We start from the raw sequence: 13,268 nt of genomic DNA on the forward strand, positions 1-13,268 counted from the left end.
NGATGTCCTCGGCGAAGCCCATGTCGAGCATCTCGTCGGCCTCGTCGAGGACGACGGTGTGCAGGCCGTCGAGCCGCAGCGTCCCGCGACCCATGTGATCGAGCGCGCGGCCGGGCGTGGCGACCACGACGTCGACGCCCTGCACCAGCGCGCGCACCTGCCGGCCGATCGGAGCCCCGCCGTACACCGGCAGGACCCGGGCGCCGAGGTCGCGACCGTACCGGTGGATCGCCTCGGACACCTGGACGGCGAGTTCCCGGGTCGGGACGAGCACCAGGGCCTGCGGGCCATGGTCGCCGGTGCGGTCATCGGTCAGGCGGTGCAGCAGGGGGAGGGCGAACGCCGCGGTCTTTCCGGTGCCGGTCGCCGCCTGTCCGAGCAGGTCGCGGCCCGCGACCAGGGGCGGAACGGCCTCCCGCTGGATCGGCGTCGGCTCCTCGTACCCGAGGGCGGCGAGGCTGCGCAGCAGTTCGGGCCGCAGCGCCAGCTCGGCGAAGCCGGCCACGTCCTCGGCCGGGTCGATGTCTCCGGCCGGGGCGATGTCTCCGGCCGGCTCGACGTCTCCGGCCGGCTCGACGTCTCCTGCCGGGTTGCCCCGTGCCGGGCCGACCTCCCTGGCCTGGGCCTCGTCCCCCGCCGGGTCCGGTTCCGGATCGGTGGTCGAGCTCATACGCATCCCCCAGTCGCGACTTCTGTGATCCGGGCATCCGCGCTGGTGCCGGCAGGTCTGCTCCGAAGGTAGTCGCTTGCCCCGCGCGGATGCGGCGGGCCGTGCGGGGGGACTCCCGGCAGCGACCTCGCCGCCCGGCGTCCGCCGCCTCCGGCCCGCCGCCGGAGCGGGCCACACTACGGCAAGAATCCGGACGGAAACGGTCTGCTGTGGACCTGACGGTCAGGTCGGAGTGGGTGAACGGTGGACGATCGTGGCCTGGGAACTGCTCGACCCGGGGTCGTGCTCGTCCATCACCGGCACCCCGACCCGGCGCAGCCCGCTCCCGACGACACGCACGTCCACACCTACGGCGGACTCGCCCGCAAGCGTCAGCCCGGGGCCGGGACGCGCGGCGGGGTTCCGCGGTGCTCTTCTGCGGCAGACACCGCGCTGGTGTATGACTCAGTTAGCTATCACCGTCGCGGATGAAGATTGTCTTTGGTTCCCCGTGGCGTCGGCGCGGGCCCGCGGCGGGCGGCACCCGGAACGGCTGGGAGGTCGGACGTGGAACGAACCCTCTACGAGGATGATCACGAGCTGTTCCGGGAGTCGGTGCGGACGNTCGTCGAGCGGTTCGTCAGTCCCGGCTACAGTCAGTTCATCGCGGATCGGGTCATCGCCCGGGAGGTGTGGCACGAGGCGGGCCGTGCGGGCTTCCTCGGCCTCGGTGTCGACGAGGAGCACGGCGGCAGCGGCATCCACGACTACCNCTTCAACGCCGTCTGGGTCGAGGAGCTGTCGAAGGTCAGCGCCGGGGTCGCGTCGTCCTTCAGCGTCCACACCGACATCGTCGCGCCGTATGTGGCGGGCCTGACCACGCAGGATCAGCAGAAGCGCTGGCTGCCCGCCTTCTGCTCCGGCGAGATGGTCGCCGCGATCGGGATGACGGAGCCGGCGGCCGGTTCCGATCTGGCCGCGTTGCGGACGACCGCGGTCCCGGACGGCTCGGACTGGATCATCAACGGGTCCAAGACCTTCATCACCAACGGCTACTCGGCCGATTTCGTGGTGCTGGCGGCGCGGACCGATCCCGGGGCGAAGGCCGCCCGCGGCATCACCCTGTTCGGGGTCACGGCGGACACCCCGGGATTCTCCCGGGGTCGTAAGCTGCACAAGGTCGGCCAGCCGGAATCCGACACGGCGGAGCTCTTCTTCACCGATATGCGGGTGCCGGCGGACGCGGTGATCGGTGAGGTCGACCGGGGATTCCCGCGCANGATGGAGCGGCTGCCGCAGGAACGCATCAGCGTCGCCGTCTCCAGCATCGCCCACGCCACTCAGATCCTCGGCGAAACACTTGCCTACGTCGCCGAGCGCAAGGCGTTCGGCGCCGCCATCGGCAGCTTTCAGCACAACAAGTTCCTGCTGGCGGAGCTCGTCACGAAGATCGATGTCACCCAGGCGTTCGTAGATTCGTGCGTAGCGGCCCACAGTCGCGGAAATCTTTCCGCCGTCGACGCGGCGAAGGCGAAATGGTGGTCCTCCGAAGTCCAGAATGCCGTCCTGGATGCCTGCGTGCAGCTCCACGGCGGCTACGGTTACATGACCGAGTACCGAGCCGCGCAGGCCTGGATGGACGGTCGGGTCACGAAGATCTGGGCGGGCACCAACGAGATCATGAAAGAGATCATCGGACGCAGCCTCGGCTTCTGAGCCCCGCGGCGACCCCTCCCGCTCGTCTCCCCCGAGCTGGGAGGAGCGTCGCAGGCACGTACGCGGCCAACCGTGCCCGGATCGTCAGGCGTTCCGGTACACCAGGTAGACGTACTTGCCGCCGGCGCCCTTGTTCAGGTCGACGTCGATGCGTCGCCAGGGCGCCTGCGGCTGGATCCCNCTGTTGTCGCCGAGAATGACGTCCAGATCGTCGATCGGGCTACCCAGGTGGGCTTCGCGCGTGAAGGCGGCGTAGATGTAGGCGCCGCCCGCGCCCTTGTTCAGGTCGACATCGATCCGGTGGTAGCTCGGCGGCGCCGACTCGTCCTTGCTCANCAAAAAGATGATGTTTGTGATGGGCGCGCCGGAACCTTTTTCGTAGGCGAAATACAGATAGGCGCCCCCCGCGCCGGCGTTGAGATCCTTACCGATCTTGATCCAGCCGTCCGGTGTCGGCTCGTCGTCGACGAGTACGGTCAGGTTCGTGACTCCACTCATGTGAACATCCCCCATGCTGGTCGGCACACCCGATATCGGCATCCTGGCACGGAGAATCGGGCCTCGTCCACGGAAAAGGGAGATTATCGGGGCTTGTTGGCAGCAGTCCGGCCTCGGTATTTCGCGGCCGGGCAACAAAGCCGTCACACGGGGCCGTGGAGGTGGCCCGGCTTGGGCCCGCTCGGCTAGAAGAGGGTCGCNGGCTCGGTCNGTCTCGGCCGCGGCAGGGCCGCCAGCGCGGGCACGCGTGNCCGTACCTCGTCGTGGAAGCGGCGGGCGAGTTCCGGGGCGTCGGCGTTGTCCGGGGNGTGGAGGAAGACGGTGGGGGAGCGGCCCTCGCGCAGCCAGTCGACGACGACGTCGATCCAGCCTTGCCACCCCTCGATCGTCCGCGCGGAATCGTCGCGGCCGAGGTAGCGGACGATCGGCCGGTCGGTCAGCGCGACCGACCGCAGCGGCACGCGTGGCTTCTTCGCCCAGGCGTCCCGTTCGGCGTCGCTGGTCGGNGCGCTGCGGAAGAGGGCCGTGGTGTCGAAGGGAATCCATTCGGCGGCCGCGACGGCCAGGGCCGCCTCCAGCGTGCGCGTCNCCCGGTGGTCGTCGAAGAACGCCCGGTGGCGCACCTCGACGGCGTACCGGTGGGACCGGGGAAGCCGGCCGAGGAAGCGGGCGAGCGCGGGGACGTCGGTGGGCGCGAACGAACCCGGCAGCTGGATCCAGACCGCGTGGGCCCGCGGGCCGAGCGGCTCGATCGCCGCCAGGAAGGCGCCCAGGGCCTCGTCGACGTCGGTGANCCGGCGTTCGTGGGTGATGACCTTCGGCAGCTTGAGCACGAAGCGGAAGTCCGCATCGGTCTGCTGCGCCCACGAGGCCACGGTGTCCCGGGTCGGCGTCGCGTAGAAGGTGGTGTTCCCCTCGACCGCGTTGCACCAGCCGGCATAGTGCCGCAGGCGTTCGTGCGGCGGCAGCGGATGCGCGAGGAAACGCCCCTGCCAGGACTTGTGCGTCCACATCGCGCATCCCACGTGCAACCGCACGGCTCCGCTCCCTCTGTGCATCGACCTGTCAATCAACCTGTGCGTCAACACCCGACGTCGACGTTAGCCGGGCGGGTGGTCGAACCCGAAACTCGTCGCCGACCGGTCGACACGCGGATGTTCGACGAGCGCCACCGACCCGTAACCGCGGTGGCGGACAGTCGGAGGGCCCCACGGACGGAAGGAGAGTGCCGGATGGTGCAGGACCGCCAGGTCGACGTGCGCCGCGACGTCCACCGGCACGCCTGGACCCGTGGGCGGGTCGCGCACGACGCCTGACGACGACGACGTCCACACCCGGGCCTCCGGCGCCCCGCCCCACCCCGNCCGGCGCCGGCACGTGCGACGCCCGACTCCCGACGCCCGACGTCAGCCCACCGATTCCTCGCCCGCGCGCCCGCAGACGCGCGGTCCCATCCTGCCGAGGCTTCCCATGGTCGACACCCGTGCCGCGCGCGCGACGGTTCCGCCCGACTGCTCCTTCGACCCGGACGACTGGGCGATCCTGGNCCNCCACTGGTATCCGGTCGCGCTGTCGCGTGAGGTCCGCGACCAACCGGTCGCTGCCCGGCTGCTCGACGAGCGGCTCGTCGTCTACCGCGCCGGCGGCGAGGTGGTCGTCGCCCGCGACCTCTGCCCCCACCGCGGGGTCCCGCTGACCATGGGCACGGGGGACGGCGAGACCGTCGCCTGCGCCTACCACGGACTGCGGTTCGGCGCGGCGGGAGCCTGCGTGGCGATACCCGCGCATCCGACGGTGAAGATCCCCGCCCGGATGGCCCTGNCCGCCTATCCTGTCACGGAACGCTACGGGCTGGTCTGGACCTGTCTACGCCCCGACCTCGACGCCGGCTTCGNCGCCGGTTCCAGCTCCGGCTCCGGCTCCCCTGGCCCCAGCTCCGGCTCCNACCGGCCGCCCGTNCCGCCGATCCCACGGATGCCGCACTGGGACGACCCCGGCTTCCAACGAGTGACCTGCCCCGGGTTCGACGTCGCCGCGTTCGCCGGCCGCCAGGTGGAGGGCTTCCTCGACGTCGCGCACTTCGCCTTCGTCCACACCGCCACCTTCGCCGACCCGGACAACGCCGAGGTCCCCGACTACACGCCCGCCCCGACCCCCCACGGCTTCTCGGCCGACTACTGGAGCACCGTCGGCAACTACCCCCACGGCGCCCGACGCGGCGAGCCCGACTTCCGCTGGCTGCGGCGCTTCGACGCCCACCTGCCGTTCACCGCCACCCTCGTCGTGCACTTCCCCGACGGCGGCCGTCTGGCGATCATGAATGNGGCGTCGCCGGTCTCGGCCCGCCAGACCCGGATGTTCGCGCCCATCGCGAAGAACTTCGACACCGCCCAGCCGGACCAGGAAATCTACGAGTTCAACCTGCGGATCTTCGAGGAGGACCGGGTCATCGTCGAGGCCCAGCGCCCCGAGAACCTCCCGCTCGACCCCCGCCTCGAGGTCAACATCCCCGCCGATCGCAGCTCGGTCGCCTACCGGCGCGGCCTGCGGGCGATGGGCCTGAGCCACTTCTTCACCGCCTGACTCCGATGCACCGCCTGACTCCGAGAAGGGCCCACCCGCCATGGACCTCAGCCCCACCGACCCGTCGCCGGCCGTCGCCGTCCGCCCCGTCGCCGCCCTCGGCGTCAGCCTGCCCGCCTGGGTGGACGACGAGGTCCACACCGCCGNCACCGTGCTCCCCGACGTCGAGCAGCGGATGGACCTCGTGCATCGGCTCGCGGCACGCAACCATCGGGAGGGCTGCGGCGGCCCGTTCGCCGCCGTCGTCGCCAACCCCGACACCGGTCAGATCCACGCCGCCGGCGTCAACCTCGTCCTGGCCACCGGGCTGAGCGCGATGCACGCCGAGGTCGTCGCCCTCTCCTTCGCCCAGGCCCGGCTCGGCCGCTGGGACCTCAGCGCCGTCGGCTCCCCGGTCGAGCTCGTCGTCAACTGGCGTCCCTGCGTCATGTGCTATGGCGCCGTCATGTGGTCCGGCGTCCAGTTTCTGACCATCGCCGGCGAGGGCGACGAGGTCGAACAGCTCACCGGCTTCGACGAGGGACCGATGCGCGACGACTGGCAGGAGCAGTTCGCCCGGCGCGGCATCACGGTGCGCACCGACGTCCTGCGCGAACAGGCCCTGACGGTGTTCGCCGACTACGGCAGCCGGGACGACGTCGTCGTCTACAACGCCCGCCGCGGCGCCCCCACGACGACCTGACTCCTCAGGCCCCCGACCACACCGTCTCCCACCGGCGGGCCTGCTCCCCGGCTCAGCCCGACGCGTCGACCTGGTCGAGCCACGCGTGGAACACCAGGCGGGCACGCGAGGCCAGCCGCGCACCGTGGCGGGCGGCGTCGGCCCGGATCGCACCCGGGTCACCCGGGTCGCCCGGGTCACCCAGGTCTCCCGCGTCTCCGGGGTCACCGACGTCGAGGTACCGCACGCGGTAGCCGCGTTCGGACAGCAGGGGTCCGAGGAGGCCGAGATCCTCGAANGGGACGTNCCGAACGGCGACCGCGGTGCGAGGCATGACCACAGCTACCGCATACCACCCTGGCCGGCACCAGACCAGCGCAGCCTCGGCCGGCGGCCCCAGCACCGAGCAGCCCACCGGCCAGGGCGTCGGGCACCGGAGGGGGAGAAACCGCTGCGGCTGTTCGGACCGCCGGGTCGGTCATGACGCCGGGCTTGCAGGTAGATCTGCGCTCTCTAGGCGCGGTCGTCGTCGGCGTCGGGGAAGTACAGGTAGAGGTCCATGGCCCGCATCATCGTGCGCAGGACGCTGCGAAGCTGGCGCTGCTGCTCGGGGTCGAGGAAGGCCAGGGTGCGGTCCTCGGCCCTGCCGACCGCGGCCTGGGCACGAGCGAGCAGGTCGGTGCCCTCCGGCGTGATCCGGACCTGGAGGATCCGCCCGTGGGTGGGGTGCGGCTCGCGGTCGACGAGGCCTCGCACGAGCAGCCCGGCGATCGCCGTCGACATCGACTGCGCGGTGACCCCGTTGCGCTGACCCAGGGTGGCTCCGGACAGTGCCCCGGGGTCCACGAGGCCGAGCTGAGCGAGTGCGCCGAGCTGGGTGTGGGTCAGCGAGAACTCCCGCAGCGCACGGTCGACCTGCTGGGCGAGCGCTGTGCTGACGCGCCGCATCAGGTACGGCAACCGCTCCTCGAAGTTCTCCGCCACCGTGCTCCTGCTCCGCTNCCTCCGCCGTGCCCACGCCCGCCCGCGTGCGTTCCCCGGCCACGCTAGCGGCGTGAACTAATATCAGTAACATGATAAGTTGACTGATATTGGCACGATCCGGCTCGAGAGGAGTGGTCATGAGCGCAGCACGCACCGTCGTGGTCACCGGCGCCTCCGGNGGCATCGGTTCCGAGATAGTCAACCGTTTTCTGGNCCACGGCGACACTGTCGTCGCCGCCGACGTCTCGCAGGAGGCACTCGACACCTGGCGCGCCCGGTGGGACTCCGGCGCGCCCGGCGGGCGGCACCCGTCGCTGCACGCCGTCGCCACGGACATCGCCAGCGAGGAGAGNGTCGCCGCGCTGGTCCAGGTCGTGCAGNAGAGCCTCGGCACGGTCGACGTTCTGATCAACAATGCCGNCCGGTTTCCGCAGACCGCCTTCGAGGAGATGAGCACAGACGAGTGGCGTCAGGTCATCGACGTCAACCTCACCGGCACCTTTCTCATGATCCGGGCCTTCGTCCCGCTCCTGAAAGCGAGCGGCCGCGGTCGCGTCGTGAACATCGGGTCCGGCTCGGTCTTCAGCGGCACCCCCATGCAGTCCCACTACGTGGCCTCCAAGGGTGGCGTCCTGGGTCTGACCCGTGTCCTGGCCCGCGAACTCGGCGGATACGGCATCACGGTCAATGTGATCACCCCGGGGCTTACCGTCACCCCAGCGGCTGCCGCGGTGCTTCCCGAGGCCCTGCTGGCGGAGCAACGCGATGCGCGTGCGCTCCACCGCGACGAAACTCCCGAGGACCTGGTCGGACCGATCTTCTTCCTTGCCTCGGACGACGCCGCCTTCGTCACCGNCCAGACGCTCAACGTCGACGGCGGCCGCCACCTGCTGTGACCGCCGCCGGAATCAGTCCCCCACGTTGAGGCTCGACATGTGCGCGGACGGATACCGATCGCCGCGCCCCGCCCGCAGGCAAGGAGCACCGGGCTCGTCAGCTTGTCGCCGACCTGCGCGCGGTCGTGGGCCGACGGTCCGGCCCACGGTCGCGGGACTCGTCGAGCGGACCAGGGGCAGCGGCTGCTGGTGCTCACCCCGGCGAACACCGAGGCCCGCGAGCGGTTGGAGCTGCTGCGAGTGCTCGGCCTCGAGGCTTTTCCAAGGACCTACCGACACGCCCCAGACGTGAAGCGGTCCGACGTGGCTCACCGGGGCCGTGTGACCGTCGGCTGCGGGCCGTGTTCGACGGTGGCAGGGTGTTCGACGGTGGCAGGGCGTTCGACGGTGGCAGGGCGTTCGAGGGTGGCGAGGAAGCAATCGGCCGCGTCCTGAACCCGGTTCCGATCACCGGTGGCGAGNAGGTCGAGTAGCAGCCCGCGGATGGTGGCGATCACGAGGGTGGCCGTGCGCGTGGCGGTCGCCGGGTCGGTGTCCGGGCCCTGCGCTGCGACCAGGGCGCGCATCCAGTAGGCGACGACGTGCTCGAGGAACGCCGCGAACTGCTGCGGAGCCTGCAGCGCGCGCCCGTAGACCGCGAAGAACAGCCGGAACTCCGCCTCGTGCTGCGGGTCGAAGGCCCGCGTCCAGGACGCCCGGGCCTCCGCGGCCAGGTCGGGCTGCTCGCCGGCCAGGTCGCGGGTGGCCGCGAAGATGCGCTCCCGCAGGCGTCCGAGGATCGCCTCGAGCATCTGCTCCTTGGTGCCGAAGTGATGCACCAACGTCGTGGGCGACACCCCGAGGGCGGCGGCGACGGGCCGCCACGTCAGCTCGGAGAACCCGTACTCGGCGGCGTACTCGACCGCCGCGTCGAGCAGCTCGGCCCGCCGCTGGTGGTTGACCGGTCGTCCCGCCATGACCGCCGCCTCCTCGGTCAACGTCGTTTGACGTTTCTAGCACGGCCGTCTACCGTCTTTTCTAGTACGATCGTACCAATAATGACGTCTGGCGCCACGGGCCGCCCGCAGCGGATCCGTCCGGCGCACGCCCCTGTCGTGGAGGTCTCCCATGCGTGTGTTCGTCACCGGAGCGTCGGGCTGGGTCGGTCGTGGGCTCGTCCCCGACCTGATCACCGCCGGTCACACGGTCACCGGCCTCGCCCGCTCCGATGCCGCGACGGTCGCCCTGCGGGCGGCGGGCGCCGAGGTCCGCGAGGGATCACTCGACGATCTCGACATCCTGCGGGAGGCCGCCGTGGCCGCCGACGGCGTCATCCACCTCGCCTTCAAGCACGACATCGCCTTCGCCGGCGACTTCGCCGGTGCCACCGACGCCGACCGCGCGGCGATCGAGGCCTTCGGCGAGGCCCTCGCCGGCACCGACAAGCCGTTCGTGATCGCCTCCGGGATCCTCGGTGTGCTCGGCCTCCCGCCGGGTGTCGTCGCCACCGAGCACGACGGGCGGGCCGCGCAGGACGCCGATCGCGAGGTTCCGATCAGCGGGGCGAACGGGCGGATCGACAACGCCAACTACACGCTCGCGCTCGCCGCCCGCGGGGTCCGCTCCTCGGTCGTGCGGCTGCCACCGGCCACCCACGGCAACGGCGACAACGGGTTCATCCCGGCCGCGATCGGCTTCGCGCGCGAGAAGGGCGCCGCGGCCTACGTCGGCGACGGAACCAACCGCTGGCCGGCCGTCCATCGCGACGACGCCGCGCGCCTGTTCCGCCTCGCCCTCGAAGCGGCGCCGCCCGGTTCGGCGCTGCACGCGGTCGGCGACGAGGGCGTCCCCATCCGCGAGGTCGCCGAGGTCCTCGCCGCCCACCTCGATGTCCCCGCGGTCTCCGTCACCCCCGACCAGATCGGGGACTACGTCGGCTTCCTCGGCGGCTTCTGGGGATTCGACGGCCCCGCCTCCGCGCAGATCACCCGCGACCTGCTCGGCTGGCAGCCGACCCGCCCGGGACTGACAGCCGACCTCAAGGAAGGCCACTACTTCGCCTGAGCGAGCGGTGAGCCGGGGTCGTCGAGGTGGGCGGACCCGGCTCAGGAACGGTGGGCCAGTTCCCGTTCGTCTTCCGGCCGGTCGTCGTCGAAGGAACCGATGCCCGTGCCGGTGGCGTGGGTGACGGCCTCGTCGGCCGGTTCGACCGAGACGTGGGGGGTGATGCGGTCCAGCCACCTCGGGAGATACCAGTTGGACCTGCCGACGATGTGCATCACCGACGGTACGAGCATCGTTCTGAGGACGAACGCGTCGAGGAACACGGCGGCGGCGAGACCGGTGCCGAAGATCTTGATCGGCCGGCCTGGGCTGACCACGAAGCCGAGGAAGACGGCAATCATGATGATGGCGGCGGCGGTGATGATGCCGCCGGTCTCGCCCTGCCCGATGGTCACCGACCGCGTGTTGTCGCGGGTGTGCACCCATTCCTCATGCATGCGGCTGACCAGGAACACCTGGTAGTCCATCGACAGGCCGAACAGGATGGCGAACAGCATGACCGGGATCCAGGCGTCGATCGGTCCGCCGGGACCGGCGCCCATGGCGTCGGAGAGCCAGCCGTACTGGAAGATTGCCACGACCAGACCGAACGAACCGCCCGCGGCCAGCAGGTTCATGACCGCGGCGGTCAACGGGATGACCAGGCTCCGGAACGCGATGAGCAGCAGGATGAACGACAGGCCGACCACGACCGCGATGAACAGCGGCATCTTCCGGGCGAGCACCGAGGCGAAGTCGACGTTGATCGCCGTGTCACCGAAGGTGTAGATGTGGTTGGGTGTGCCGTCGTACAGCGGTGGCAGGGTGGTCGAGCGCAGGTGCCGGACCAGCGTGTAGGTCTTCTCCGACTGCGGTGACGTGGTCGTCTTGAACGTCACGAAGGCGATGTCTTTGGCCAGCGGCGCCGTGCCCAGNCTGGCCGGGTCGACGCCCGGGACGGCGGCCAGCGACTTCGTCACGCGCTGCAGGTAGGCCTGGTCCGAGGCGCCCGGGCCGCTCACGACGGCTTCCAGGGTGGAGTTGTAGCCGACGCCGAAGTCGGCGGCGATCAGGTCGTAGCCGGCGCGGGTCGTGAAGCTCTTCGCGTCGCTGCCCTGGTCGCTGGCGCCCAGTTCCAGCGAGAAGAACGGCAGGGCGATCACGACCATCACCGCGCCCGAGGCGATCGCGACGACGACGCGGCGCCGGGCGACGAACTGCGACCAGCGGGCCCAGTACCCCACCGGGCGGTCGTCGATGAACTCGCCTGCTCGCACCGCGGCCCGCTGCCGGCGGGGCAGCACCTTCAGACCGAACAGGCTGAGCAGCGCGGGCAGCAGGGTAAGCGAGGCGATCATGGTGAAGCCGACCGCGAGCGCGGTCGCCACCGCCATGCCGTTGAAGAAGCTCACCCCGAGCGCGATGAGGCCGAGGATGGCGATGCACACGGTCGTACCGGCGAACAACACCGCCCGGCCCGAGGTGTTGATCGCGTTGACGATCGACTCCGCGACGGGCATGCCGCGCCGCAGATTGCGGCGATGCCGCGTGACGATGAACAGCGCGTAGTCGACGCCGACCCCGATCACCATCAGCTCGGCCAGGTACGGGGTGATGTTGGAAACGTTGATGGCGTGGCTGAGGATGTAGATCACGCCGAGGCCGCTGACGAGCGCGACCACCGCGCTGGCCAACGGCAGCACCGTGGCGGCCACGGTGCGGAACACCAGGGCCAGGATGATGAGCGCGGCCGCGAATCCGATGAACACCGACGAGCCCGAACCGCTGCTCTGCCCGATGCCGGCGAAGGCGTTACCGGTGAACTCGACCTGCAGCGCGTCGCTGCGCAGGGTCTTCAGCTGGTCGTAGACGTTCTTGAACAACTCGGCGTCGTAGTGGTCGTTCTCCCAGGTGAGGGTGACCAACGCCGTGGTGGAGCCATGCGCCCTGTTGAGCAGCCCCGGGTTCCCCGGCGCGGCAGCATCGCTCTTCGAGCAGTCGATCGATTCCCACGGCGACACGATCAGCGCCACATGGTTACCCGAGGTGCACACCTTGCTGAGGGCCGGCTTCAACTGCGCAGGTGGCGTGGTGAACGCCCCCGCCCTGTTCTTGAGCACGACCGTGCCCAGGGCGCCGTTCTGATTGTTCAGGCCGGCGTCCTCGAGCAGGTTCGCCACGGAGGCCGTCTCGGTGTGCGGGAGGCTGAACGTGTCCTTGTACGAGGCCCCGCCCATCGCCCCGGCGATCCCCTGCGCCGCGATGACGAAGACGACCCAGCCGACGACGACAAGCCATCGGCGACGGACAGCGAGTTCAGCGATCCGCTTCATCAGTTCTCCTGCTCGACGTCTGGCAACTGGCGAACGCCCCGGCATCGGCCACCGCATCCGCGTCGACCTCGGTCTCGGCATGCTTCCGAGCCGACAGGGGCGAGCCCGGTGACGACAGGGCGGCAACATCCTCTACCGGATCGAACGAGTGTTCCACCGGCGCGGCGTCACCTGAGACAACCGTCACACTCGTGACCGCCGCCGGGACGGCTCCGCCGCGCAGGTTGCGGCGGTCGGGACCTGGCGGATTCGGAACCTGTAGGGGTGAGCGGGCGTCTCACGCTGGTCAGGNGAGTGACACCGTCCAGGCGCCGTACTCGCGGGCCACGTCGGTGACCGTCAGGGTGCCCGACCGTGTCGGAACGCCAGCCAGCCGGCGCCGTCCTCGCTGCTCACGACGTCGAGGCCGAGGATCTCCCGGTGCCCGTCACGACGGTGTACTGCTGCTCCCTGGGCCGAAAAGAACCGCTGCGAACGGCGTTCCGCTGGGGTTCCCCCACACCGTCGCCGGCGCCGTTTCCGCGGCGGTGTGCTGGATTCCCCTCATGGCCCCCGGCGACGATAACCGACAGCTTGACGCCCTTCGCGCGAGAGGGACGGCACATTGATTTTCTCGCGGATCTACGACTGCGGACCGATGCCTCCGAAGCACTCCGACACCGGAGCCGAAGGGAGGTCATGACGTCGACGCATCACCCGATTATGACCGATCGACGGCAGCCGCGATGGCAGACTTCGCCGATGTAACAAGTGCCCTGGCGGACTACGGGCGATTGGCGAGAAGGTGGNTGGTGCCCTGCGGGTCGACCTTCAGTACTCGGGGAGAATCACCGATGTAGACGTTGCCGGCGCCGTCCACCGCCACCTGCTCGGGATTCCAGAGAACGACGGACGTAGCCGGCCCGTTGGTCTCATCGCTTTTCGGT

The 13,268-nt window shown here is 70.3% G+C and carries 5 protein-coding genes and 14 pseudogenes; 9 read left to right on the forward strand and 10 right to left on the reverse strand.

What is annotated here, in order from left to right:
- Position 1: 1 nt before the first annotated feature.
- Positions 2-676, reverse strand: a pseudogene (locus UK94_RS37635) (DEAD/DEAH box helicase); the annotation flags it as partial.
- Between the two features lie 540 nt (positions 677-1,216).
- Between UK94_RS37635 and UK94_RS75695 the strand changes: the two are divergent.
- The 4 genes and pseudogenes from UK94_RS75695 to UK94_RS37655 form a co-directional block, all read left to right on the forward strand.
- Positions 1,217-1,273 (forward strand): hypothetical protein (locus UK94_RS75695; RefSeq protein WP_313949446.1); only part of this gene is annotated, 57 nt, incomplete at its 3' end.
- A 1-nt stretch (position 1,274) separates the two neighbouring features.
- Positions 1,275-1,421, forward strand: a pseudogene (locus UK94_RS37645) (acyl-CoA dehydrogenase family protein); the annotation flags it as partial.
- 1 nt (position 1,422) lies between these two features.
- A pseudogene (locus UK94_RS37650) lies at positions 1,423-1,928 on the forward strand (acyl-CoA dehydrogenase family protein); the annotation flags it as partial.
- A 1-nt stretch (position 1,929) separates the two neighbouring features.
- Positions 1,930-2,365 (forward strand): annotated as a pseudogene (locus UK94_RS37655) (acyl-CoA dehydrogenase family protein); the annotation flags it as partial.
- Between the two features lie 749 nt (positions 2,366-3,114).
- Here UK94_RS37655 and UK94_RS72650 read toward each other — a convergent pair.
- From UK94_RS72650 to UK94_RS37675, 5 pseudogenes are all read right to left on the reverse strand, one after another.
- Positions 3,115-3,170 (reverse strand): annotated as a pseudogene (locus UK94_RS72650) (hypothetical protein); the annotation flags it as partial.
- Position 3,171: 1 nt separating this feature from the next.
- Positions 3,172-3,369: pseudogene (locus UK94_RS37660) on the reverse strand (DUF72 domain-containing protein); the annotation flags it as partial.
- Between the two features lies 1 nt (position 3,370).
- Positions 3,371-3,451, reverse strand: a pseudogene (locus tag UK94_RS37665) (hypothetical protein); the annotation flags it as partial.
- Position 3,452: 1 nt separating this feature from the next.
- Positions 3,453-3,656, reverse strand: a pseudogene (locus UK94_RS37670) (DUF72 domain-containing protein); the annotation flags it as partial.
- A 1-nt stretch (position 3,657) separates the two neighbouring features.
- Positions 3,658-3,876 (reverse strand): annotated as a pseudogene (locus tag UK94_RS37675) (DUF72 domain-containing protein); the annotation flags it as partial.
- A 537-nt stretch (positions 3,877-4,413) separates the two neighbouring features.
- On the opposite strand from UK94_RS37675, the pseudogene UK94_RS37680 reads away from it, so the two are divergent.
- The 4 genes and pseudogenes from UK94_RS37680 to UK94_RS02590 form a co-directional block, all read left to right on the forward strand.
- Positions 4,414-4,684: pseudogene (locus UK94_RS37680) on the forward strand (Rieske 2Fe-2S domain-containing protein); the annotation flags it as partial.
- Positions 4,685-4,837: 153 nt separating this feature from the next.
- Positions 4,838-5,186 (forward strand): annotated as a pseudogene (locus UK94_RS37685) ((2Fe-2S)-binding protein); the annotation flags it as partial.
- A gap of 1 nt (position 5,187) precedes the next feature.
- Positions 5,188-5,446: pseudogene (locus tag UK94_RS37690) on the forward strand ((2Fe-2S)-binding protein); the annotation flags it as partial.
- 175 nt (positions 5,447-5,621) lie between these two features.
- Positions 5,622-6,128 (forward strand): nucleoside deaminase, encoded by a 507-nt coding sequence (locus tag UK94_RS02590; protein WP_235486371.1) that lies wholly within the window; start codon positions 5,622-5,624, stop codon positions 6,126-6,128.
- Between the two features lie 52 nt (positions 6,129-6,180).
- Here the strand turns inward: UK94_RS02590 and UK94_RS02595 are convergent.
- The coding region (locus UK94_RS02595) for a hypothetical protein (RefSeq protein ID WP_235486272.1) at positions 6,181-6,405 on the reverse strand (225 nt) is incomplete at its 5' end.
- 2,044 nt (positions 6,406-8,449) lie between these two features.
- A pseudogene (locus UK94_RS02610) lies at positions 8,450-8,943 on the reverse strand (TetR/AcrR family transcriptional regulator); the annotation flags it as partial.
- 151 nt (positions 8,944-9,094) lie between these two features.
- Between UK94_RS02610 and UK94_RS02615 the strand changes: the two are divergent.
- Positions 9,095-10,030, forward strand: a complete 936-nt coding sequence (locus tag UK94_RS02615; protein WP_011601678.1) for an SDR family oxidoreductase — start codon at positions 9,095-9,097, stop codon at positions 10,028-10,030.
- A 41-nt stretch (positions 10,031-10,071) separates the two neighbouring features.
- Here the strand turns inward: UK94_RS02615 and UK94_RS37695 are convergent.
- A partial coding sequence (locus tag UK94_RS37695) for an MMPL family transporter (RefSeq protein ID WP_235486274.1) occupies positions 10,072-10,944 on the reverse strand: 873 nt, incomplete at its 5' end.
- A gap of 1 nt (position 10,945) precedes the next feature.
- Positions 10,946-12,342 (reverse strand): annotated as a pseudogene (locus UK94_RS37700) (efflux RND transporter permease subunit); the annotation flags it as partial.
- Between the last annotated feature and the right edge of the window lie 926 nt (positions 12,343-13,268).

Source organism: Frankia sp. AvcI1 (assembly GCF_001420875.1).
Taxonomy (GTDB): Bacteria; Actinomycetota; Actinomycetes; order Frankiales; family Frankiaceae; genus Frankia; species Frankia alni.

What these genes read in the sequence shown, in the direction of transcription:
- UK94_RS02590 (WP_235486371.1), top strand. Translation starts at nt 5,622, where the DNA reads ATGGACCTCGTGCATCGGCTCGCGGCACGCAACCATCGGGAGGGCTGC.
- UK94_RS02615 (WP_011601678.1), top strand. Translation starts at nt 9,095, where the DNA reads ATGCGTGTGTTCGTCACCGGAGCGTCGGGCTGGGTCGGTCGTGGGCTC.